General features: G+C 68.8%; 21 protein-coding genes. 20 read left to right on the top strand and 1 reads right to left on the bottom strand.

The window, feature by feature from the left end:
- Positions 1–92 precede the first annotated feature (92 nt).
- Positions 93–1,700, top strand: coding sequence for a DUF4139 domain-containing protein (locus HNP55_RS07220; RefSeq protein WP_184297674.1), 1,608 nt, complete (start codon positions 93–95; stop codon positions 1,698–1,700).
- Here HNP55_RS07220 and HNP55_RS07215 read toward each other — a convergent pair.
- Positions 1,697–2,683, bottom strand: a complete 987-nt coding sequence (locus HNP55_RS07215) for a sigma 54-interacting transcriptional regulator (protein WP_184297672.1) — start codon at positions 2,681–2,683, stop codon at positions 1,697–1,699. The two genes, HNP55_RS07220 and HNP55_RS07215, sit on opposite strands and share 4 nt — an antisense overlap.
- Before the next feature lie 409 nt (positions 2,684–3,092).
- Here HNP55_RS07215 and HNP55_RS07210 point away from each other — a divergent pair, with 409 nt between their 5' ends.
- The 19 genes from HNP55_RS07210 to HNP55_RS07120 all read left to right on the top strand — a co-directional run bounded on the left by HNP55_RS07210 (position 3,093) and on the right by HNP55_RS07120 (position 22,262).
- The gene (locus HNP55_RS07210; protein ID WP_184297670.1) at positions 3,093–3,374 is read left to right on the top strand and encodes a hypothetical protein; all 282 of its coding nucleotides are present in this window, start codon (positions 3,093–3,095) and stop codon (positions 3,372–3,374) included.
- Positions 3,359–4,840 carry a phage tail sheath family protein gene (locus HNP55_RS07205; RefSeq protein ID WP_184297668.1) on the top strand — a complete coding sequence of 494 codons (1,482 nt, stop codon included), beginning with the start codon at positions 3,359–3,361 and terminating at the stop codon, positions 4,838–4,840. Before HNP55_RS07210 ends, HNP55_RS07205 begins: the two co-directional genes overlap by 16 nt.
- A 22-nt stretch (positions 4,841–4,862) precedes the next feature.
- The gene (locus tag HNP55_RS07200; protein WP_184297666.1) at positions 4,863–5,387 is read left to right on the top strand and encodes a phage tail protein; all 525 of its coding nucleotides are present in this window, start codon (positions 4,863–4,865) and stop codon (positions 5,385–5,387) included.
- A 6-nt stretch (positions 5,388–5,393) separates the two neighbouring features.
- Positions 5,394–6,125: a hypothetical protein gene (locus HNP55_RS07195; RefSeq protein ID WP_184297664.1), complete on the top strand. Its 732-nt coding sequence runs from the start codon at positions 5,394–5,396 to the stop codon at positions 6,123–6,125.
- A complete protein-coding gene (locus tag HNP55_RS07190) occupies positions 6,122–6,820 on the top strand; it encodes a hypothetical protein (protein ID WP_184297662.1) in 699 nt (232 codons plus the stop codon). The genes HNP55_RS07195 and HNP55_RS07190 overlap by 4 nt, the downstream gene beginning before the upstream one ends.
- Positions 6,817–8,166 carry a DUF4255 domain-containing protein gene (locus tag HNP55_RS07185; protein WP_184297660.1) on the top strand — a complete coding sequence of 450 codons (1,350 nt, stop codon included), beginning with the start codon at positions 6,817–6,819 and terminating at the stop codon, positions 8,164–8,166. Before HNP55_RS07190 ends, HNP55_RS07185 begins: the two co-directional genes overlap by 4 nt.
- Positions 8,163–10,103, top strand: a complete 1,941-nt coding sequence (locus HNP55_RS07180; RefSeq protein ID WP_184297658.1) for an ATP-binding protein — start codon at positions 8,163–8,165, stop codon at positions 10,101–10,103. Before HNP55_RS07185 ends, HNP55_RS07180 begins: the two co-directional genes overlap by 4 nt.
- The gene (locus HNP55_RS07175; RefSeq protein ID WP_184297656.1) at positions 10,103–10,312 is read left to right on the top strand and encodes a hypothetical protein; all 210 of its coding nucleotides are present in this window, start codon (positions 10,103–10,105) and stop codon (positions 10,310–10,312) included. Before HNP55_RS07180 ends, HNP55_RS07175 begins: the two co-directional genes overlap by 1 nt.
- Positions 10,309–10,974, top strand: a complete 666-nt coding sequence (locus tag HNP55_RS07170) for a hypothetical protein (protein WP_184297654.1) — start codon at positions 10,309–10,311, stop codon at positions 10,972–10,974. The genes HNP55_RS07175 and HNP55_RS07170 overlap by 4 nt, the downstream gene beginning before the upstream one ends.
- Positions 10,971–11,177 (top strand): hypothetical protein, encoded by a 207-nt coding sequence (locus tag HNP55_RS07165; RefSeq protein ID WP_184297652.1) that lies wholly within the window; start codon positions 10,971–10,973, stop codon positions 11,175–11,177. Before HNP55_RS07170 ends, HNP55_RS07165 begins: the two co-directional genes overlap by 4 nt.
- Positions 11,174–11,833: a hypothetical protein gene (locus HNP55_RS07160; protein ID WP_184297650.1), complete on the top strand. Its 660-nt coding sequence runs from the start codon at positions 11,174–11,176 to the stop codon at positions 11,831–11,833. Before HNP55_RS07165 ends, HNP55_RS07160 begins: the two co-directional genes overlap by 4 nt.
- Positions 11,834–11,846: 13 nt before the next feature.
- The gene (locus tag HNP55_RS07155) at positions 11,847–12,197 is read left to right on the top strand and encodes a Base plate wedge protein 53 (protein WP_184297648.1); all 351 of its coding nucleotides are present in this window, start codon (positions 11,847–11,849) and stop codon (positions 12,195–12,197) included.
- Between the two features lie 14 nt (positions 12,198–12,211).
- A complete protein-coding gene (locus HNP55_RS07150) occupies positions 12,212–13,336 on the top strand; it encodes a hypothetical protein (protein WP_184297646.1) in 1,125 nt (374 codons plus the stop codon).
- Positions 13,337–13,492: 156 nt separating this feature from the next.
- The gene (locus tag HNP55_RS07145; protein ID WP_184297644.1) at positions 13,493–14,011 is read left to right on the top strand and encodes a phage baseplate assembly protein V; all 519 of its coding nucleotides are present in this window, start codon (positions 13,493–13,495) and stop codon (positions 14,009–14,011) included.
- Between the two features lie 9 nt (positions 14,012–14,020).
- Positions 14,021–14,338, top strand: a complete 318-nt coding sequence (locus HNP55_RS07140; RefSeq protein WP_184297642.1) for a hypothetical protein — start codon at positions 14,021–14,023, stop codon at positions 14,336–14,338.
- A gap of 10 nt (positions 14,339–14,348) precedes the next feature.
- Positions 14,349–14,729, top strand: coding sequence for a GPW/gp25 family protein (locus HNP55_RS07135; protein ID WP_184297640.1), 381 nt, complete (start codon positions 14,349–14,351; stop codon positions 14,727–14,729).
- Positions 14,726–17,284 (top strand): putative baseplate assembly protein, encoded by a 2,559-nt coding sequence (locus HNP55_RS07130; RefSeq protein WP_184297638.1) that lies wholly within the window; start codon positions 14,726–14,728, stop codon positions 17,282–17,284. The genes HNP55_RS07135 and HNP55_RS07130 overlap by 4 nt, the downstream gene beginning before the upstream one ends.
- Complete coding sequence (locus tag HNP55_RS07125; RefSeq protein ID WP_184297636.1) at positions 17,281–19,875, top strand: putative baseplate assembly protein; 2,595 nt, start codon at positions 17,281–17,283, stop codon at positions 19,873–19,875. The genes HNP55_RS07130 and HNP55_RS07125 overlap by 4 nt, the downstream gene beginning before the upstream one ends.
- Positions 19,876–20,189: 314 nt before the next feature.
- Positions 20,190–22,262 (top strand): hypothetical protein, encoded by a 2,073-nt coding sequence (locus tag HNP55_RS07120; RefSeq protein WP_184297634.1) that lies wholly within the window; start codon positions 20,190–20,192, stop codon positions 22,260–22,262.
- Positions 22,263–22,271: the final 9 nt, after the last annotated feature.

Genomic DNA, 22,271 nt, shown 5'->3' with positions numbered 1-22,271 from the left:
GCCAGAGTGTGCCAGGGTCTGCCCGAGGCGTGCCGGGCCGGCCATGCTATGTTTGCCGCGTCACCACCGCCCAAGCTCACGGAGCAAGCCGCATGAAAAAGATTCTGCCTCTGTCCTGCACCGCCCTGGCCGCCACCTTGCTCTGCCTGGGTCAAGCGGCCCAGGCCCAAACGCCCAGCACGCCCAGCAAGATCACCCAAGTGCTGGTCTACCCCGGCGGTGCCACGGTGGAGCGGGCCGCGCGCGTGGCCGCCGGCAGCCGCGAACTGCGGTTGATCTGCCTGCCCGAGCGCTTTGACGCCGACTCCCTGCAGCTGCAGGCCGACCCCGGCATCGCCATCGGCGAGATCAATCTGCAGACGGTGGAGCGCGAGGCCGCGCCCGAATGCCTGGGCAAGAGCCCGCTGGACACCCGCCTGCGCGAGCTGGAGGACAAGCTGGCCGGCGTCAAGGCCGAGAGCGAGGCGCAAGACCTGGCCCTGGGCTATCTGAAGAATCTGGGCCATGACAAAGCCACCCCGGCCGCCATCAGCGCCACGCTGGACAGCATCAAACGCAGCGGCCAGGAGGCCTTGCAACGCCAGCACCAGCTGGCGCGAGCCAAGCAGGCGCTGGAGGAGGAGTTGGCGCCGCTGCGCGCCGAACGCGATCGCCTGCAGCAGACCTCACCCCGGTTGCGCAGCCTGCAAATTCAAGTGGCCGCCCAGCGCGAGGGCGAGCTGCGCCTGACTTACCGCGTGCCCGGTGCCGGCTGGTCGCCGCTGTACCGCGCCCATCTGGACACCAGCAACCAGCAGCTGCGCCTGGAGCGCCTGGCGCAAGTGGCGCAAAGCAGCGGCGAGGACTGGCACAAGATCAAGCTCCGGCTGAGCACCAGCCAGCCGCGCCAGGCCAGCCGGCCTAACCCATTACAGCCCTGGACGCTGAGATTCCAGGAGCCGGTGATGGCTCAGTTCAATGAGTCCATGGCGATGCGCGCGGCCCCCGCGCCAAAAGCCATGACCCTGGCCCGCCCCAGCGCTCCAGCGGACGCCAACGCGGACCAACCTCTGCCCAATTTCGACGCCAGCCAGCTGCAAGGAGAGTACGCCGCCGAGTTCGAAGTACCCGGTCTGGTCAGCGTCGCCAGCGACAAGCAACGCAGCAGTTTCGCCCTTGGCAGCACGGCCTTGGAGGCCAAGCTCTACGCCCGCATCCAGCCCCAGCAAGAGGCGCAGGCCTATCTGCTGGCCGACGCCGCCCGGCCCGCCGGCTCCTGGCCCAGCGGCAGCCTGCAGCTCTACCGCGACGGCGGCTTCATCGGCCAGAGCGTCTTGAACCTGGGCCAGGACGAGCGGCTGGAGCTCTTCTTCGGCCGCGACGAGATGCTGCGCGTGACGCTGGAACCCGAAAAGCGCGAGGGCGCCAACACCGGCTTCATCGGCGCTCGCATCGAGCACAAATACGCCCGCGCCTACCGCCTGGAGAATCAGCACAAATCCGCCGTTACGGTGCAGCTGCTGGAAGCCGCTCCGCTGTCCCAGCACGAAGACATCAAGGTCACGACCCAATTCAGCCCCAAGCCCACCAGCGAGGCCTGGAAGAAGCAGGCCGGCCAGATCCTCTGGCAGCAGCAGCTAGCGCCGGGCCAGTCGCAGCGCTACACGGCGGAATACACGGTGAGCTACCCCAAGGATGCGGCCGTCAGTGGTCTGCGTTAGGCCTCCGGAGACCGGCACTTCTTGACCATCTTGCTGAAGGCCGCCCGCTCCATATGGCACAGGCGTGCGGCGGCGCTGATATTGCCCTTGCTCAAGGCCATGGCGCCGTCGACAAAGCGACGCTCCACCTGCAAGACGGCCAGCAGCTTTTGCTCGCGCAAGCGGCCCGGCTGCCAGGCCAGTTCGGGCGCGACGCCCAGGCCGCAGCGCTGCAGATCGGCCGCCTGTATGCAGGGCCCGGCACCCAGCAGATGGGCGCGCAGCAAGACATGGGCCAGCTCGCGCACATTGCCCGGCCAGTCATGGCTCAGCAGCTGAGCCAGGGCCGCGGGGCTGAGCGGCTTGGCCACGCCGCCCTCGCTGGCCGCCGCCTTGGCCAGCAGATGCTGGGCCAGGGCGGGCAGGTCTTCCAGGCGCTCGCGCAGCGGCGGCAGCTCGACCGACAACACGTCCAGGCGGAACAACAGGTCGGCACGGAACTCGCCCCGGCTCACCATCTGCCTGAGATTGACGTTAGAGGCCGCAATCACCCGCACATCGGCCTGCCTGAGCTGTTCTTCACCCAAGGCACGATAAGCCTGGTCCTGCAGAAAGCGCAGCAGGACCACCTGGCCGCGCGGTGACAGCGCCTCCACCTCGTCCAGGAATAGCGTGCCGCCCTCGGCCTGGCGTATCAAGCCGCTGCGGCTGCGCGCCGCGTCGGTGAAAGCGCCCTTGGCGTGGCCGAACAGCTCGCTCTCGAACAAGGCATCCGGCATGGCGCCGCAGTTCAGCGGCACAAAGGCCGCGTTGCGCCGCTCGCTCAGGTAATGGCCCGCATGGGCGGCCAGCTCCTTGCCCGTGCCGGTCTCACCCATGATCAGCAGCGGCGCCTTGGACTTGGCAAAACGGCCGATCAAGGCAATCGCTTCCTTGAAGCGCGGGGACTCCCCCACCAGCTGCTTGAGCAGGTGCTCGTCCAGACCCGGGCTAGAACATGACATCGACCTCACCTTTACCGACTTCCGCCCCGGATCAAGAGCGGCTAACAAAACTCAGCGAAGCGGTCCTGGCAAGGCGCCTTGCCGCAGACAGTACAAACCGTACGGCAAGGCAAGGCAACGCGGCCAGGAGAGTTTTGTTAGCCGCTCCGACAACCAAAAAAGATCCAATCCTTGGCGCCGCTAGCCTAACCCAAGCCCCCGCTTTGCTTATCCCCAAGGGTAGGGGCAAAACCCATGTCGGCGTCGACACAGCTGTGTCGCTTTGTGCACAGCGGCCAGGTCAGAGACAAGCGCCTCGACAAGCCTGTGCGCCCAGGCACACGGCGACTCCGGCCCCGCCCCAGGGCAAGGGCTTGGCACGTTTCTCGCATCAGCCGGCGGGTGACGCATCCACCACCCCCAGCACACCATGGCCAACAACAGGCTTGAGGCATTGGCAGACACCATCAGCCGCTACATCGGCACGCGGCCCGATGCCTGCGACACCCTGGACGGCATCTGCGCCTGGTGGATCCCGCAGCAACGCCTGATCGAAGCCCAGGACGAGGTGGCCGCGGCCCTGCAACTGCTGGTGGAGCGGGGCGAGATGCAAGCACGCAGCGGGCCGGACGGCCAGCTGACCTTCCACGCCGAACACCCCAGGCACTTACCCGCGCCCGACAAAGGACCCAAGCCATGCCTCAAGCACTGAGTTACCCCGGCGTCTACATCGAAGAAGTGGCCAGTGGCGTGCGCAGCATCGCCAGCGTGCCCACCTCCATCGCCCTCTTCGTCGGCTGGGCCGCGCGCGGCCCCGGCGACCGCGCCGTGCGCATCCACAATTTCTCCGACTACCAACGCAGCTTCGGCCCGCTGGACCGGCGCTCGCCGCTGAGCTATGGCGTCAAGCAATTCTTCGACAACGGCGGCGGCGACGCCTATGTGCTGCGCCTGCTGGGCGCGGGGGCTGCGGCCTCGCGCGTGGTGACGGGCCAGCTGACGATTGATGCCAGCTCGCCCGGCCTGTGGGGCGACGGCCTGGCCGCCCAGATCACCCTGCGCCCCGCACCCGACGCCGCCCGCTTCAAGCTCGATGTGCTGGATCGCAACCACAGCAACGCCGTGCTGGAGAGCTTCGAGAACCTCTCCATGAACAGCGCCGACCCGCGCTTCGCCCCCAGCGTCATCAACGACCGATCGGCCTTTGTGCGCGTCACCGTCGGCACCAACACACCGCCGGCGGCCGGCGTCAACAACCTCGCCACCGGCGCCGATGGCACGGTGCTAACGCCCGGCACGGCCGGCTTCCAGACCGCCTTGCTGGCCCAGTTCGGCCAGGGCTCGGTGACGGACCGCATCGACCTCTTCAACCTGCTGGTCGTGCCCGGCGAGACCGATGGCGCCACACTGGGCGCCCTGCAAACCCATTGCAAGAACCGCCGCGCCTTCCTGATTGCCGACACCCCCGCCAACGCCAGCACCACCAGCCTTGGGGCAGGCCTCGCCGCCACGCTGACCGGGGTGGATGCCTCTTACTCGGCCATCTTCTTCCCCTGGGTCAAGGCGCCCGACCCCTTGCAAGACATGGCCCTGGCCAGCTTCCCGCCCAGCGGCTTTGTGGCCGGCGTGTTTGCCCGCACCGACAGCGCGCGCGGCGTGTGGAAGGCGCCCGCCGGCTCGGACGCCTCGCTGAACGGCGCCACCGGTCTGGCCACCACGCTCAGCGATGCCGAGAACGGCCCGCTCAATCTGCTGGGCATCAACTGCCTGCGCACCCTGCCCATCTACGGCAATGTGGTCTGGGGCGGCCGCACCATGCATGGGCAGAACGACCGCGGCTCCGAATGGAAGTACACGCCCGTGCGCCGCATGGCCCTCTTCATCGAGGAGAGTCTTTACCGTGGCACGCAGTGGGTGGTGTTCGAGCCTAACGACGAACCGCTCTGGGCGCAGATCCGGCTGAACATCGGCGCCTTCATGCAAAGCCTGTTCCGCCAAGGCGCCTTCCAGGGCAAGTCGCCACGCGAAGCCTACTTCGTCAAATGCGATGGCGAGACGACCTCGCAAGCGGACATCAACCAAGGCATCGTCAACATCATCGTCGGCTTTGCGCCGCTGCGGCCGGCCGAGTTCGTGGTGCTCAAGCTGCAGCAGATAGCTGGCGATCTGGCGACCTGACCCATTATTTCTGGAGACTCTCATGGCCCAGTTTTCCGTCAACCCGCAGCGCTTCGACCCCTACAAGAACTTCAAGTTCCGGGTCAAGTGGGACGGCCGCTTTGTGGCCGGCATCAGCAAGGTCTCGGCCCTCAAGCGCAGCACCGAGGTGGTGGAGCACCGCGAGGGCGGCGACCCCTCCACCGGCCGCAAATCACCGGGCCGCAGCAAGTTCGAGGCCATCACGCTGGAGCGCGGCGTCACACATGACAAAGAGTTCGAGCAATGGGCCAACAAGGTCTGGAACTTCGGCGCCGGCCTGGGCGCCGAGGTCTCGCTGAAAGACTTCCGCAAAGACCTGATCATCGAGGTCTATAACGAGACCGGCCAGCTGGTGCTGGCCTACAAGGTCTTCCGCGCCTGGGTGTCCGAATTTCAGGCCCTGCCCGATCTGGACGCCAATGCCAACGCCGTCGCCATCCAGAGCATCAAGCTGGAGCACGAGGGCTGGGAGCGCGACGTCGAGGTGGGCGAACCCAGCGAGCCCAGCTTCACCGAGCCGGCTTGATCCATCATGCTCGACAACTCCGCCCTGCTCGGCGCACGCCTGCTCGATCTTTGGGAGCAGGCCGGCCGCGCATCGGCCGAGAGGCGGGAGGATTTGCTGCTGGCTTTTGGCCAAGACGCAAACCTGGATCTGCCCCAGGGCCTGGGCGAGCGCAACAAGGCGCTGCTGGCCCTGCGCACCCGCTTGCTGGGCCCCCACATCGCCCTGCAGGCCGATTGCCCGCATTGCGCCAGTGAGCTGGAATTTGAGCTGGACTGCCCCGCCTTGCTGGCCCAGCTGGGCGAGCCAGAGCCGGATATTCCACAGTGTCTGGAAGTAGACAGTTACCGCCTGCAATTCCGCCGCCCCTGCATTGACGATGTGCGCGCCAGCGCCAAGCAAGACGCCGCCGAATTTTCGCGTTTGCTCCTGCAGCGCTGCATCCTGGACTATCAAGCGCCCGACGACAGCCCCATGCCCGAGGCGCTGAGCACGGCCCTGGCCCAGCGCCTGGAGCAGCTGGATCCCGCCGCCCAGCTCAGCCTGGCCCTGCAATGCCCCGACTGCGCCCGCCCCTGGTCGGCCCCGCTGGCCCCGGCCGCCCTGCTGTGGCAGGAGTTGCGCGCCGAGGCCGAGCGCCTGCTGGCCGAGGTGGCGGCCCTGGCCCAGGCCTATGGCTGGAGCGAAGAACACATCCTGGCCATGAGCCCGCAGCGGCGCGGCCACTATCTGCAGCTGAGCAGCGGGGTGCTGGCATGAACAAGCCGGCGCTGCAAACCCTGCCCGCGCTGGCCTGGCTGCAAGCCCTGGCCCCGGCCTGCGGCGCTGCGGCCCTGCGGCCCCGGCTGCAAAGCCGCTACACCCAGACCTGGACGGCGCCTGTGGCGGCAGAGGAAGGGCTTGAGTCCTTGCCTGAGATACGTCTTCCGCCCCAGGCCAGCCCGCGCCCTGTCAGCAAGCCCCAAGCGCCCGTTGCATCTAAGCCTAGCCCCCAGACTGAGCGGCACCCTGCGGTCGTCGAATCAGCAGCCCAGGCCCTTGTTCAAGCCCGCAATAGCCCCACGCCGCCTACACCCGCCCTGCCCGCCATCGTCCGCAAGCCAGCTGAACAGCCGCTGTCCCAGTCAGGCATAGCCATCATGGCCGAGCCCTCCAGCCACCCCAGCCTCGCCCTCGAGCCCATCGCCAAACAAGCCCCCTCAGTCACCCCGCAACTGCGCCCCCCCAACACCGCGCTGCGGCCCGCTACAGCCCTGCCGCCCACACGCCGCCAGCACCACAGCCCGCCGCCTCTCAGCTTGCAACTGCACATCGGTCGCATCGACATCCAGCTCCAGCCCGCCCAGCCCCAGGCCACCCCGCCGCCCCCACCAGCCAGCCGGCCCAGCCCCGGCGGCACCCTCTCCCTGGCCGACTATCTGCGCCAGCGCAAAAGCGCGGGAGGCCGGTCATGAGTTCGCCCCTGGCCGTGGCCGCCGTCAGCGCCGTGTTGCGCAATCTGCTGGACAACGGCTTGATCGAGGCCGGCGCGGCCGTGGGCAATGTGGTCAAGGTCACGGCCGTGGCACCCGACACCATCAATCTGCAAGACCCCCAGGCCAGCCCCCAGCTGAATATCTTTTTGCACCAGCTCAGCCACAACGCCGCCTGGCGCAACAACGGCCTGCCCAGCCGCAGCAGCGTCAGCGGCGAGCGCCTCAGCAATGCCCCGCTGGCCCTGGACCTGCACTATGTGATCACCGCCTACGCCCAGGCCGATTTCCATGCCGAGATCTTGCTCGGTTATGCCATGCACCTGCTGCACGAACGCGCCGTGCTGGACCGCGCCGCCATCCGCCGCGCCCTGCAGTCCAACCCCGTCAACACCGCCCTGCTGCCGCCCGCCTTCCAGGCCCTCGCCGCCTCTGACCTGGCCGAGCAGGTGGAGCTGATCAAGATCACCCCCGCCGTGACGAATCTGGACGACACCAGCAAGCTCTGGTCCGCCCTGCAATGCCATTACCGCCCCTCGGCCGCCTATCTGATCTCGGTCGTGCTGATCGAGGGCAGCAAGCCCGGCCGACGCGCCCTGCCCGTGCTCTCGCGCGGCCCCATTGATCCGGGAACCGGGCGCGACCGTGGCGTGCTCGTCCACGCCGATATGCTGCCGGCCATGCCCACCTTGCTGCAGCTGCTGCAGCCCAAGGCCCAAGCCAACGCCCGCCTGGGCGACACGCTGACGCTGCAAGGCGCACGCCTGGCCGGCAGCGGCCACCAGCTGCTGCTGACTCACCGCCTCAAGCCCGTCCCGGTACTGCTGACGCCCAGCGCCATCAACGCGGCCGGCACCGAGCTAACGTTCACCTTGCCCGGTTTGCTGGCCGACCAAAGCCGCTACGCCCCCGGCCTGTGGAGCCTGCGCCTGCGCTTCACGCCCACGGGCGAGCCCCTGCCGCGCGAGACCAATAGCCTGGCCCTGCTGCTGGCGCCCGACGCCGTCATCACGGCCGACGCCGGCCTGGGCCTGCCCGCCGCCAGCCTTGCCCGGGGCGGCGCGCCTGCCCGCGTCACGGTCGCCCTGCACTGCCGGCCCCAGGTGCTGCCGCAGCAAAGCGCCCAGCTGATGCTGGGCGATATGGAAGCCACGGCCCTGCCGCGCACCAACGCCAGCGCGCCGCTGCAGTTCGAATTCCCTGACTCGCTGGTCGCTGGGCCTCAGCGCCTGCGCCTGCGGGTGGACGGGGTAGACAGCCTCTTGCTGGACCTCAGCGGCCCGGCGCCGGTTTATGACCCGACACAGCAGCTGGTGGTGCCGCCATGAATGCGCCGCAAGCCTTCACCAACGCCGACTGGGCCACGCTCAACCAGGCCTGGCTCACCCAGGCCTTGGCCCAGCTGCGAGAACGCCTGGAGCAAGCGCTGACGGCAGGCGCCGACTGGCGCAACCCACCGGCCGAGCCGCTGCCCCCCGCCACCGCCGGCTTTTGCCCGGCCTTGCTGAACATCAGCCAGCGCTTCGGCCTCTCAGGCTTTGAAACCCAGCTCCTGCTGCTGCTGGCCGGTGTGCACTTGGACCAGCGCTTGCGCACGCTGCTGGGCCGGCTGTTCCCGCCGTCCACAGCACTCTGCTTCAGCCAGGCCATGAGCGTCTTGCCCGAGCCGCATTGGGACGCGCTCTCCAACCAAGCGCCTTTGCGCAACAGGCTGCTGATCGAGGCCGGCAGCGCTTTGCTCGACTCGCCCCTGCAAATGCCCGAGCGCTTGCTGCATCACATCGCCGGCGTCAAAGCCCGCGAGACCCTGCTGGACGGCATCGTCAGCGTCCTCGCCGCCCCTGCCACTGCCCCCGCGCCCCTGCCCGAGCTGCAACAAGCCCTGCGCGAAGCCAGCCAGGAAAGAAGCGGCCCCCAGCTGATCTGCTTGCAAGCCCCCGTCGGCCATGAGGAGGCCTTGCTGGCCACATGCCGCCAGGCCCTGGCCCCGCGCGGCCTCTTGCTGCTGAACGCCCAAGCCCTGCCCGAAGGGCCCGCCGAGCTGCTGAGATGTGCCCGCCTGCTGGACCGGGAGGCGCTGCTGACGGGCTTCTGGCCCCTGCTGCGGGCGGGCGAGAACGAGCCCCGCCTGGCCCGGCTGATCGAGCATCTGCACAGCTCGGCCTTGCTGTTAGGCGCCCCGCCCAGCGGCCTGTTGCAAGCCACACCGCATCGCCTGCTGCAGCTGCAAGCCACGGCTGAGTCCTGCCGCCGCGCCGCCGAGGCCGCCTTGCGAGCCTGTGGCGACGAACTCCCGGATCTGCGCGCCGAGCTGGGCCGCGCGGCGCGGCAGTTCAGCCTGGCGCCTAATGCCATAGTCGAGCTGAGTCGCCAACTCAAGCAGACCCCAGCGGCCGAGCGCCCGGCCCAAGTCTGGCCCGCCGCCGCCCAAGCCGCCCGCGCCCGCCTGGCCGGCCTGGCCCAGCTGGCCACGCGAATCGAAACCAAGCAGGGCTTTGCCGGCCTGGTGCTGCCACCCGCCCAGATGCAGGCCTTGCGCGATATGGCCGGCCAGCTGCGCCAGGCCCGCACCGTGTTTGAGGACTGGGGCTTTGGGGCCGGCAGCTCGCGCGGCCAGGGCTTGTGCGCCCTGTTCGCGGGCGACTCCGGCACCGGCAAGACCCTGGCCGCCGAAGCCATCGCCCATGAGTTAGGCCTGGACCTCTACCGCATCGACCTGGCCTTGATGGTCAGCAAATACATCGGCGAGACCGAGAAAAACCTCAAGCAGCTGTTCGACGCCGCCGAGGCCGGCGGCGCCCTGCTCTTGTTCGACGAGGCCGATGCCTTGTTCGGCAAGCGCAGCGAGGTCAAGGACAGCCATGACCGCCACGCCAATCTGGAGGTGGCCTATCTGCTGCAACGCATCGAGTCCTACCGCGGCATGGCCATACTCACCAGCAATATGAAGAGCGCGCTGGACCGGGCTTTTCTGCGCCGCATCCCCTTCATCGTCAACTTCCCCTTCCCGGACGCTGCCGCCCGGGCGCTGATCTGGCAGCGCCAGTTCCCCGCTAACGCGCCGCTGGGCGAGATCGACATCGCCACCCTGGCCCGGCTGGACCTCAGCGGTGGCCATATCCGCAATGTGGTGCTGGCCGCAGCCTTCCGCGCCGCCGAACTGGGTCAGCCCATCCACCAAGCCCTGCTGCTGCAAGCCGCCCGTGGCGAATACGCCAAGCTGGACCGTCCACCCGGCCTGGCCTGCCGTGAGGAGGCTGCGTGATGATGAAACTCCAGATCGAACTGCCCGAAAGCTGGGGCCCGCAAGACTGGGCCCAGCTCCAGACCCGGCTGCGGGACTGCATAGAGCAGGAAGTGCAGCGCGCCGCGCCGCGCATTGCCGCCGCGCCGGACACCCAGGCCGAAGCCCGCGCAGCGATTGCGTTAGCAGTCCAGCGCGCCTTCGCCGCCGACCCAGGAGGCTCAGCATGAAAATCCACACCCAACTCCAAGCCCCCGGCCCCGCCAAGAGCAGCAACAGCGGCCTGGCCCGCTCCGACAGCAGCGGCGGCCGCAAGGCCGTGGCCGATGGACCAACCCCTGCCCCAGCGCCCGGCCCCGCCCCCGGCCCGGCCGCGCCGCCGGCCACGCCCAGCCTGAGCCTGTCGGGCGATAGCTATACCGACAGCGGCAATGTCTCCAACAAGCTGATCAAGTTCAACGTCACTGTGCCCAGCAGCCTGACCGCCGCCGACTACTGCCTGGTCAACAAGCTGCAAGGCCATATGAAGAAGGCCGACGGCACTTTCCACAATGTGCGCATGTATGGCAGCGTTGTCCCCTTCAACTTCGCCAGCGAGCAGGTGGACTCGGTGGACGCCGACCCCATTTACTGGAGCGACGCCAGCCAGCGCCGCAATTACACGGCCGAGTCCGGAGGATTCAGCGCCACCGACGACCCCGGCCCACCCGGCCACAGCTTTGCCAAGGGCGACGAAGCCAAGGTCAAGTTCCACATCGGCCTCTACCGCACGGCCGATGTGCCCACCACCACCACGGGCACGCTGGCGGCCGCCCCCATCAGCGAGCTGCCCTGGCAGTACTCGGTGCTGGCCGACGCCACCACCGGCGCCCTCTCCCACCCGGTGCTATGAACAGCGCTCACATCCAGCGCCTGCTGCGCTCGCTCAATGAATGGGCGGCGCAGCGCGAGGCGCCGCCGGGCCAAGACCCCCTGGCCGATACCGGCGAGGTGGGCAGCCGCATCCAGGCCTTGATTGCGGAGTTGGCCGCGCTGGGCCAGCGCGTGGCGCTGCGGGATGGGCGTTATGTCATTCAAGAAGGCGAGCAGCCATGAGCCTCGCCAACAGCCCCAAGCTGCTCAAAGGCGGCCTCGTCGTGCTGACGCCCAATGGCAGCGGCGTGAGCCGCAGCATCGCCCTGCAATACAACCCCGACACCTTGACGCGCAGCTACCAGGTGCAGGGCAGCGGCGGCGATGCCAGCAGCGGCCGCGCCCAGCCCTACCGGCTCAAAGGCCCGGCCATCGAGACCTTCAGGCTTGATGCCGAGATCGACGCCACCGACCATTTGGAGACTCCCGAGGCCCATGCCAGCACCGTGGCCCATGGCATCGCACCCCAGCTGGCCCTGCTGGAGTCGCTCATCAACCCCTCGGTAGATCAGCTGGTGAGCCTGGCGGCCCAGAGCGCCCAGGGCATGCTGGAGATCTTGCCGCCCGAGGCGCCGCTCGTGCTCTTCGTCTGGAGCAAGAGCCGGGTGGTGCCGGTGCGGGTGAGCGAGTTTTCCATCATCGAGCAGGCCTTCGACCCCGGTCTGAACCCCTTGCGCGCCAAGGTCTCCTTGGGCCTGCGCGTGCTCAGCAGCGATGACCTGGGCTTCGCGCAAAAAGGCGCCAGCCTCTTCATCAGCCATCTGCGCGGGCGCGAGGCCCTGGCCGCCCAAGCCACCAACGCCAGCCTGAGCACGCTGGGCTTGAATGGCTTGTTCTGAATCGAACAACATCATGACAACCGACCCCATCCAGCTGCTCATCAACGCCGGCGCCCTGCCGGCCGAGAGCTTTGCCGCCAACAGCCGCTACCGGGGCCTGGCCCTGGCGCTCTACCAGGCCGGGCCCGAGGTACAAGCGCAGGCCTATGTGAGGCGCCGCTTCATCCCGCAGCGGCGCGATATCGCCATCGCCGCCGAGCACATCGTGCAGGCCGGCGAGCGCCCCGAGCTGCTGGCCGCCCAAACCCTGGGCGAGCCCGAGCTTTACTGGCGCCTGGCGGACGCCAACAACGTGAGCGCCCCGCATGAGCTGACCCTCACCCTGGGCGCACATATCCTGATCCCGCTACCGCCCGGCTTTTAAGTCAGGGACTCACCATGCAATCCGGCATCCAGCTCTCGCTCTACATCGGCCCCGTGCCGGTGCCGGCGCCGCGCGAGGTCGTCGAGGCCCTGGTGCAGGCCAAGGTAGAAAGTGCGTCAGGCGCCAGCCAGTCGGGCTTTGAGCTGGTGTTCGAGCTATCGGCGCGCTCGCCGCTGCGCACCTTGTTCTTGATCAGCGGCGGCGGCAGCCTGCCGCTGATACGCGTGGTGCTGGTGGTGGCCATCAACGGGCGCAGCCAGTCCATCATCGACGGCGTCACCACCCATGTGGAGACCCAGCCCGGCCAGGGCGGAGTGGCGCGCCTGGTGGTCAAGGGCAAGGATTTGTCGGCGCTGATGGACGTGATCGAGCTGCCCGGCCTGCCCTACCCCGCCATGCCGCCCTCGGCCAGAGTGCTGCTGTGCCTGGCCAAGTATGCGGCCCTGGGCGTCATCCCCCTGGTCGTCCCCAGCCTGGCCGACATCCCGCCCCTGCCCATCCAGCAAATCCCCCAGCAGCGCGGCAGCGACTACGCCTATATCAAGCGCCTGGCCGATGAGTCCGGCTATGTCTTCTATCTGGAGCCCGGCCCCACGCCCGGCACTTCCAAGGCTTACTGGGGGCCGGAGATCCGCGTCGGCGAGGCCCAGCCAGCGCTAACGACGAATATGGACGCGCTGGACAACGTCGAGAACATCTCCTTCAACTTCGACCGCGAGCGCAAGTCCATGCCCATCGTGTTCTTCCAGGAGAGCACGAGCAAGCTGCCCATCGCCGTGCCCATCCCCGACATCACGCCGCTGAACCCGCCGCTGGGCCTGGTCCCGCCCCTGCCGCCGCGCATCCAGAAGCTCACGGCCACGGCCCACCTCAGCGCCCCCGCCGCCCTGATGGCCGGCCTGGCCTATGCCGGCCAGCACAGCGACTCGGTGTTCGGCACCGGCAGCCTGGATGTGGGCCGTTATGGCCGCCTGCTCAAGTCCCGCGCCCTGGTGGGCGTACGCGGCGCCGGCCTGCCTTTTGACGGGCTGTACTACGTCAGCAGCGTCAGCCACGAGATCGCGCGCGGCAGCTACAAGCAGAACTTCTCGCTGGCCCGCAACGGCCTGGTCTCCACCCTGCCCACGGTGCCGGTATGAGCCCGCTGGACTATACCTCCGTCCCACCCTCGCATGGGAAATTTCAATTCAATTGCAACCACAGAGACACGGAGGCACAGAGATGAACAAGATCTTCAGCTTGCATTCCTCAGTGACTCTGTGCCTCTGTGGTTGCATTTCGAGGGCGTATCTCTCATGAGCGATAGCCAAAGCCCTCTGCTGGGCAAATACCGCGGCACCGTGGTCAATAACGTGGACCCGATGCAGATCGGCCGCATCCAGGTGATGGTGGCCGATGTGGCCGGCTTTGTGCCCGGCACCTGGGCCCTGCCCTGTCTGCCTGCCGCCGGCATCAACAGCGGCCTGTTCACCGTGCCCATGCTGGGCGCGGGCGTGTGGGTGGAGTTTGAGCGCGGCGACCCGGACTACCCCGTCTGGGTGGGCGGCTTCTGGGGCACGGCGGCCGAGGTGCCGGTGCTGGCGCGCATCGTGCCGCCGGGCGTCAGCGGCTTCACCTTGCAGACCCTGGCCAAGAACGGCCTGGTCATCAGCGATGTGCCCGGCCCCAGCGGCGGCATCCTGATCCAGACCAGCACGGGCGCCATGATCTCGGTCAGCGATGTGGGCATCCTCATCTCCAACGGCAAGGGCGCCGTCATCAATATGACCGGGCCCACGGTGGACATCAATCTCGGCGCGCTGACCATTGTCTGAAAGCCCACCATGCCCGCCCCCATCCTCCACCTCGGCGCCACCGTCTTGTGCAGCCACGCCGGCCAGGCCCAGCCCCTGGCGCCCTTCCCGCGCGTGCTGGTCTCGGGCCAGCCGGTGGTCACGCTGGCCAGCCCCTATGCCATCGCCGGCTGCGCCCTGACCGGCTCGCCCAACCCGCCCTGCGCCACTGGCCAGTGGCTCACGGGCGCGCTGCGCGTGCTGGCCGGCGGCACGCCGGTGGCCACCCAGGCCGGCAGCTCCACCTGCATCCCCACCGGCACGCCCATGCTGCCCTTGGTGGCGCAAGTGCGCGTTTTGGCAACTTGAGGATCAGCCCATGAGCCAGCCCCAGCAAAACATCCAGTTCCCCTACCACTTCGACGGCCGGGGCCGCACGGCGCAGGCCACGGCCACCGAGCATGTGCGCGAGCTGATGGAGCAGGTCTTGTTCACCGCGCCGGGCGAGCGCGTGATGCGGCCCGAGTTTGGCAGCGGCCTGGCCGCCCTGCTCTTCGAGCCCAATAGCAGCCCCCTGGCCGCCGCCACCCAGGCCCTGGTACAGGCGGCGCTGCAAGAGCATCTGTCCCATTTGATCGCCGTGCACGGCGTGGAGGTCCATAACGAGGAAGGCGCGCTGAAGGTCGATGTGCGCTACAGCCTCTTGCGTGACCGCAGCTTGCAAACGGCCAGCCTGCAGGCACCGGGAGTCAGCCCATGAACAAGCCCCGCCGCTTCCACTGCTGCGACCTGCGCCGCCTGGAGGTCTTGCGCGCCGCTGCTCCGGGCGTCAACGCCATCCACTTCATCGAGGTGCTGGACCTCGCCTCGCCCCCCGGCGCGCCGCGCCAGCAAACCCTGTTCCTGCGCCTGCTGCGCGCCGCGCCCGCGCTCACGCCTGAGCAGATCAGCATCAGCGGCGGCGAGCGCATTGCCCGCGTGGGCATCCGCTGGTGCGCCCCCGCCAACGCCCTGCCCCCACAGGCCGAACCCGGCTTGGTCGATAGCGTGGACGACCTGGCCCGCACCCTGGTGATACGCACCGAGGGCAATGGCGACTTCTCCACCTACACCCTGAGCCTGCGCGCCAACTCCGGCACCACCCTGCCCCCGGCCGGCTTCGACCCGCGCCTGTCCAGCATCGCCTTTTCCTTCAAGGTGGAATGCCCCTCGGACTTTGACTGCGCCCCGCGCTGCGACTGCCCGCCCGAGCCCGTTGCGGCCCCGGTGATCGACTATCTGGCCAAGGACTACGCCGGCTTCCGGCGCCTGATGCTGGACCGCCTCAGCCTGCTCATGCCCGGCTGGACGGAGCGCAGCGCCGCCGACCTTGGCATCACCCTGGTGGAGCTGCTGGCCTATGCGGCCGACCAGCTCAGCTACCGCCAGGACGTGATCGCCAATGAGGCCTATCTGGCCACGGCCCGCCAACGCATCTCCGTGCGCCGCCACGCCTTGCTGGTGGACTATGCCTTGCACGAGGGCTGCAATGCCCGCGTCTTTGTGCAGCTGCAAGTCATGGGGCAAAACATCATCTTGCCGGCCGCCACGCCGCTGCTGAGCCGCTGCCCCGGCCTGCCCACCGAGATCGCGCCCGCCAGCGCCGATCTGAGCAAAGCCCTGGCGGCCGGCGCCCTGGTGTTCGAAACCGTGGATGCTGCCCATTTGGATGAGCGGCTCAACGAGCTGCTGTTCTACACCTGGGGCGAGCGCGCCTGCTGCCTGCCCAGAGGCGCCACCCGCGCCACTTTGCGCGGCCACCAGGCCCAGCTGCAGGCCGGCGACCTGCTCTTGCTGGAAGAAGTCTTGAGCCCCAGCACCGGCGCCGCCGAGGACCGCGACCCCAACCAGCGCTGGGTGGTGCGCCTGAGCCGCGTCGCGCTAACGGCCGACCCCAGCGGCCAGCTGTTTGACGAGCCGCCCTTGAACGCGCCGCTGGAGCTGACCGAGATCGAATGGCTGGCCGCCGATGCCCTGCCCTTCCCCCTGTGCCTCTCGGTGGCCGAGCGGCCCGAGCTGCGCATCAGTGTGGCGCGCGGCAATGTCTTGCTGGCCGACCATGGGCAAAGCCTGGCCGCCGAGAACCTGGGCACTGTGCCCGCACCGCGCTTGCAGCAAGCCCGCAGCGAGAACGACTGCGGCTGCACCGACGCCAGCACGTCCCAGCCGCCCTGGATCGCCCCACGCTACCGCCCCAGCCTGGCCCAGCTGGCGCTGACCCATGGGTATGCCCTGACCGGCAGCCTAGACCCCGCCAGCGCCATCTTGCAGCGTGACCCGCGCCAGGCCCTGCCCCAGCTGCGCCTGAGCAGCCAGGGCCCCACGGCCACCGCCGCGAAGGAAGACTGGCGCCCGCGCCGCGAGCTGCTGTCCAGCGCGGCGGATGACAGGCACTTCGTCGTCGAGGTGGACGACGCCGGCCGCGCCCACCTGCGCTTTGGCGACGACGCCCATGGCCGCCGCCCGGCCGAGGGCCTGCAGTTTGCCGCCCGCTACCGCGTCGGCAATGGCCAGGCCGGCAATGTGGGGCCGGAGGCCCTGGCCCATATCGTCAGCCCCACATCCGGCGTTTTCCTGAGCCTGCGCAACCCCCTGGCCGCTGCCGGCGGCGTGGAGCCGGAGGATGTGGAAGCCGCCCGGCGCGACGCCCCGCAGGCCTTCAAGCGCCAGGAGCGTGCCGTCACGGCGGCCGACTATGCGGCGGCGGCCGAGCGCCTGCCCGAGGTGCAGCGCGCGGCCGCCTGCTATCGCTGGACGGGCAGCTGGCACACCGTGCAGATCAGCGCCGACCGCCTCGGCCATAACGGCGAAACAACGCAGGACGCGCAAGACTTCGCCCTGCGCCTGCGCCGCCACCTGGAGAGATTCCGCATGGCCGGCTACGACCTGGCCTTGCGCGAGCCCCGCTATGCGGCCCTGGACATCACCTTGCACATCTGTTGCAAGCCCGGCTACTTCCGCGCCGATGTGCACGAGGCCTTGCAGAATGCCCTGTCCAGCGGCGTGCTGCCCGACGGCAGCCTGGGCGCCTTCCACCCCGACCGCTTCAGCTTTGGCGACACCGTCTACCTCAGCCGCGTGATCGCCGCCGCCCAGGCCGTGGAGGGCGTGGCGGCCGTGCGGGCCGAACGCTTCCAGCGCCTGGTGCAGCCCAGCGCGACCAGCCTGGCCCAGGGCCAGCTGCCCATGGCCGCGCTGGAGATTGCCCAACTTGCCAACCAAGCCAATTTCCGCGAACGCGGGCGCTTGGTCTTGAATGTGGGAGGCGGCCTATGAGTACCGAAGACTGCGGCGCCTGCACCGGCCTGCAATTGCAAACCCCGCAGCCCATCGCCAACCGCAGCGGCCTGGCCACGCTGCGCTACCGGGTGGGCGACTATGGGCAGTTCAAAGCCTCCTTGCTGAGCCAGCTCAGCAGCAGCCAGTTCGCGCCACTCGCCGGCCTGAAGAGCCGCGATAGCGATGACTTCACGGTCGCCCTGATCGACGCCTTTGCCTGCAGCGCCGAGGTACTGAGCTTTTACCAGGAGCGCATCGCCCACGAGTCCTGGCTGCGCACGGCCACCGAGCGGCTCTCCCTGCAAGAGATGGGCAAGCTGATCGCCTACACCCTCAAGCCCGGCGTGGCCGCCGAAACCCAGCTGGCCTTTGCGCTGGAAACCCCACCCGCGCCTCCGCCCAATCTGCCGCCCGAGCCCGGCAACTTTGTCACCGGCGTGCCGGCCGCCCTCACGCTGGCCAGCGGCCTCAAGGTGCAAAGCCTGGCCGGCCCTGGCGAGCAGGCCCAGACCTTTGAGACCGTCGAAACCTTGGCCGAGGCCAGGCCCGAGTGGAACGCCATGCGCCCCTGGCTGAGCGAAACCGTCTCGCCCCAGCGCTATGACACCGAAACCTATGTCAGCGGCCTGCGCAACAACCTCAAACCCGGTGACGCCTTGCTCTTCGTCGGAGCTGAGTTCCTCAGCAACCCGAACAGCAATGCCTGGGATTTGCGCTTTCTGGACGCCGTGGATTTGCAGACCGAGCAAGACCGCACTCGCCTGCGCTGGCGCCGCGGCCTGGGTTCCATCAACCCGCCCGCCAACCCTGCGGCCCGGCCCAGCCTTTTTGTGCTGCGGCGGCGCAGCGCCGTCTACGGCCATAACGCGCCCAGCTGGCTGGCCATGCCGCTGAGCTACCGCGATAACTACCCGGGGGGCCTGGACGGCAGCACGCGCGCCAGCGAGTGGCCGCACTACACCCTCTCACCCGCCGGCGCCACGGCCAGCGGCGGCCATGTGGACCTGGAAGGCCTGGCCGCCGAGGTCGTCAACGGCAGCTATGCCGTGCTGGCCAAGGGCGGCTTCAATTACGCGGCCGAGCCGGCACCGGCGGGCAGCTATCTGGAGCTGTACAAGGTGCTCAATGTGGCCGAGGTCTCGCGGGCCGAGTTCGGCCTCTCGGGCAAAGTGAGCCGCCTGCTCTTGCAGGGCGCCAATTACTTTGATCAGTTTCAAGACCAGGTGCGCGGCAGCACCGTGTTTGCCCAGTCCGAGGCCTTGCAGCTGGCGCCCTACCCGGTGGATACGGCCGTGAGCGGCGCGCGCATCCCGGTGCAGGCCGCCGCCAACGGTCTGCTACCCGGCCGCCGCCTGCTGCTGCGTGGCCAGCGCGTTAGCGACGGGGCCAGCGTTTGCTACCCCCTGACCTTGGTGGCCGCCCATGCGGTGGACACGCAGCGCTGCGAGCTGGAAGTCAGCCCCGCCCTGCCGGCGGCCTTGCGGCGCGAAAGCGTGGTGGTCTGGGGCAATGTGGCCCTGGCCTCGCATGGTGAGAGCGTGGCCGAGCTGCTGGGCTCGGGCCAGGGGGCGCAGCGCTTCCAGCGCTTTGAGCTGAAGCAGGCGCCGCTGTGCTACCGCGCCGCCGACCAGGAGCTGGGCGTGGCCGCGCAGCTGAGCCTGCAAGTGGGCGAGCTGATCTGGCAGGAGCGGCCCAGCCTGTTTGATGCCGGGCCCAAGGACCATGTCTACTGCCTCACGGTGGACGAGCAGGGCAAGCGTTATGCCCTGTTTGGCGACGGCATCCACGGCGCCCGCCTGCCCAGCGGCGTCAACAATATCCGCGCCAGCTACCGCAAGGGTCTGGGCGCCGCCGGCAATGTGCGGGCCGAGACCCTGACCCAGCTGCTCAGCCGCCCACTCGGCCTCAAGAGTGTGGCCAACCCGCTGGCGGCCGAAGGCGGCACCGAACCCGAGGCGGCCGAGACGGCCCGGCAAAACATGCCCCTGGCCACCCGCACCTTGGGCCGGGTCGTGTCCCTGCAAGACTATGAAGACTTTGCCCGCGCCTTCAGCGGCATCGCCAAGGCCCAGGCCCGTGTGCTGCAGCGCGGCCAGCAGCGCTTCATCTGCCTGAGCCTGGCGGCACCTGGGGGCGCGGCCATCACGGCCGCCAGCCCCGTTTGGCAGCATCTGCAAGCCGCCTTGCTGCGCAGCGGCGACCCATTGGTTCAGCTGCAATTGCTGGGCGCCCAGCTGAGTCATTTCCGCGTCGGCCTGCGCGTCAAGGTGGAAAGCGACCGTGTCCCGGCCGAGGTGTTGGCCGCCGTGGAAGCCGAGCTGCGAGCACGTTATGCCTTTGAGACCCGAGAGCTGGGCCAGCCCGTCCAGCAGTCCGAACTGATACAGCGCGTGCAAGCCGTACCCGGCGTGCGCGCCGTGGAGCTGCGCCGTCTGTACGGCGGCAGCCAGCCTCTGGCCCAAACCCTGCCCTCCTGCCAAGACCGCCTGCTGGCCGCCGCCATGCGCGTGCAAGGCCAGAGCCTGCTGCCGGCCGAGCTGCTGAGTTTGGCCCCAGGTCCGCTGGATGAATTGACGGAGATGACATGAGCCTGAATAAAAGCCAATGGCGAGTGCGCGAGCACATGCGGGCAACGCAGGGCGGCGGGGCACCCTGCTTGCCCGCAACAAGCAGCGCTGGTTTGCCTCGGGATGTGGGTGGAGGCGGCCACGTAAGTCAAGGAGGAGGGCGCGCAGCGCCCGGGGGATGGAGCCCGGACATTGAGAGTCCTGTGGACTCTCAATGCCTGGCGAGAGCCAAAGCCCTTGGGCTTTGGCATGGAGTGGACGCCTTCGCCCGCAGCCCGAGGCCTCGCCCGTTTCATGCGCCATCGGTGGCGTACGGCGCTATGGAGTAAGTGAAGATGAACCCAAGCCCCACCGCCGAGCGTCTCTACCAGCTGCTGCCTGCCGTCCACCGCATCCGCGATGCCCAGCAGGGCGGGCCGCTGCAAGCCTTGATCGCCGTGCTGGCGCGCGAGATCGAGGTGCTGGAAGAAGACCTGGACCAGCTGCTGGACGACCAGTTCATCGAGACCTGCGCCGACTGGGTGGCGCCCTATATCGGCGATCTGATCGGCTACCGGCCCTTGCATGGCGTGGTGCCCAAGGTGGCCTCGCCGCGCGCCGAGGTGGCCCACACCATCGCCTTCCGGCGCCGCAAGGGCACGGCCCTGATGCTGGAAGAGCTGGCCCAGGATGTGAGCGGCTGGCCGGCGCATGCCGTGGAGTTTTTTGAGCAACTGGCCACCAGCCAGCATATGCGCCACCCGCGCCTGCACGCCCCGGCCAGCGCCGATCTGCGCAACACCCAAGCCCTGCTGCGCCTGGACAGCGCCTTCAACGCCACCACCCACCTGGCCGAGATGCGCCGCCCCGAGGCGGGCTCGGGCCGCTACAACATCCCGAACATCGGCATCTTTCTGTGGCGCCTGCTGGCCCTGCGGCTCACGGCCCTGCCCTTGCAGCCCGACCCCCTGGACGCCAACGGCCGGCGCTGGCGGGTCAACCCCTTAGGGGCCGATATCCAGCTCTGGCGCGATGCCGAGCCCGAGACCGATATCAGCCAGCTGGCCCGGCCCGCCAATGTGCCCGAGGCCTTGAACATCCGCCTGCTGAGCAAGGAGTTGGCGCAAGACTACGGCCCGGGCTTGAGCCTGCTGCTGATGCGCCCCCCGGCCACGCCGGTCAGCATCAACGAGATCCGCATCTGCGATCTGCGCGACATGCTGGATGCCGGCGGCAATGTGGTCGGCTGGAACCACGAGGCCGACGTCTTCCCCGGCCAGATCGGCCTGGACCCGCAGCGCGGCCGCGTGCTGCTGGGCGCCAGTGCCGACGGCCCCTTGCTCGCCACCTTCCACTACGGCCAACCCAGCCTCATCGGCGGCGGCGAATACCCGCGCCTGCCCAGCGGCGCCGACTTGAGCGAGCAGCGCAGCGTCAGCCAGGGCCTGGCCTGGCAGCCCCAGCTGGACGCCTTGCGCCAGGGCGGCCGGCTCAAGGTGCAAGACAGCCTGCGCTATGCCCAGACGCCCACGATCCAGATCGACGCCGTGCTAACGGCCGGCGCCAGCGGCCACCAAGTCGTCATCAGCGCCGACGCCGGCTGCCGCCCGCTGCTGGCCGCCAGCGGCGACATGACGCTGGCCCTGGGCGCCCGCGCCCAGCTCGTGCTGGAAGGCCTGGTGATCAGCGGCGGCGCCCTGGTCCTGCCCCTGGGCGCGGACGACGAACCCCGCGAGCTGATCCTGCGCGACTGCACCCTGGTGCCGGGCCTGACGCTGAACCCAGACGGCACACCCGCCCAGGCCGGCCAGCCCAGCCTGCGCATCCTCCACCCCTTTGCCAAGCTCAGGCTGGAGCGCTGCATCTGCGGCCCGCTGCAGGTGGTGGCCGGCGCCACGGTGGAAGCGCATGACTGCATCATCGACGCCTGCGCGCCCCACAACACCGCCTTTGATGGTGATGGCAGCGGCAGCGCCGGGGCCGAGCTGACGCTGCAGGAGTGCACCGTCATCGGCAAGGTCCACGCGCAAATTCTGCGCCTGGTGTCCAACAGCATTCTGTACGCCCGCTTAGGAAGCGCCCCGCTTGAAACCTGGTCCCACCCCGTGCTGGCCCAGCGCCGGCAAGAGGGCTGTGTGCGCTTCTCCTACATCCCGCCCGGCGCCATCACCCCGCGCCGCCACCACTGCCAGCCCAGCGCCGAGCAGCCGAATGCCCTGCCTCAATTCACCAGCTTGCGCTATGGCCAGCCCGCCTACGGCCAGCTGCGCCGCGCCAGCGGCAAGGCCTTGCTGGAGGGCGCGGACGACGGCAGCGAGATGGGCGTGCTGCACAGCCTCTACCAGCCCCAGCGCGAAAGCAATCTGCGCCTGCGCCTGGATGAATACCTGCGCTTCGGCCTGCACGCCGGGCTCTTCTACGCCAGCTGAGGATAAGAA

The organism is Roseateles oligotrophus (genome assembly GCF_014204525.1).
In the GTDB taxonomy this organism is placed as follows: domain Bacteria; phylum Pseudomonadota; class Gammaproteobacteria; order Burkholderiales; family Burkholderiaceae_C; genus Paucibacter_A; species Paucibacter_A oligotrophus_A.
This window is presented reverse-complemented; position numbering and strand designations above follow the sequence as displayed.